The 861-nt window shown below is 44.1% G+C and carries 1 protein-coding gene; it reads right to left on the reverse strand.

Annotated elements, in window-relative coordinates:
• On the reverse strand, positions 1–861 hold an 861-nt coding region (locus R7Q46_RS25945), incomplete at both ends, for an EAL domain-containing protein (RefSeq protein ID WP_318078051.1).

The following is an 861-nucleotide window of genomic DNA, read 5'->3' on the forward strand; positions in this document are numbered from 1 at the left end:
TAGTGAGTGCTGACGATGGTTCGTCCCGCTTGCCCCACCATGAGATGGCATCCCAAACCGGCCAGCATTTTAGCGACTGGTCGCATAAAGTCTAAGTGTCTTACAAATTGTGCTTCCACAAACTCAAAATTGAGACACTTTCTCTGCTCGCGTGACAACTGTAAGAGTTCATCACGAAACCACTTGAAGTATTCGCGACTCGAAAAAGGCGTCACATTTAGATTTAGAGCATAATTTTTAGAGCTGTCAAAATTCTCTTTAAAGTCTTTTAAGAATTTATGAAGTACAGCTCTATCCATTTGAGCTTCATAGCCCACTTGTCTGATAGCAGAGATAAATCGGGACGCTTTAACAATGCCATTTTCAGGATCCCGAATTCGACATGTTAACTCTTCGTGTAAGGCTTTTTTATGCGTCGCATCACTTATTGAGTGAACCGATTGTGCGTAGAGTATCACATTTTCTGATGTAAGTGCCGTATCAAATAACGTACGCCATCTCACACTTCCACGCGCTTCTTCATCGTGGTTCCATTTCTTACACCGGCTCCAGTTATTGTTGTTTTGTAGCTGCGCACTTCTGAGTGCTGTTTCCGCCTCATCAATAATTTGGCTGTGTCGCTCTCCCTCTTTGTACATAGTGATACCAATATGGCACCAGTTGTCGGGGTCGAGCGGATCTGGCGGCGTAAGTTTCTCTAGTTGACGAATACATTGTGAGGCCAAGTTGGCAACATCTTTGGCGCTTTGATGAGGTAAGAACAGTGCAAAATCGGCATCGTAATAACGCGAGAACACCACATCAGGGTAACGCTGCACTAAATTGGATAACAAGCTGCCGACTTCAACAATAAACTCATCG

Source organism: Vibrio sp. 811, assembly GCF_033339195.1.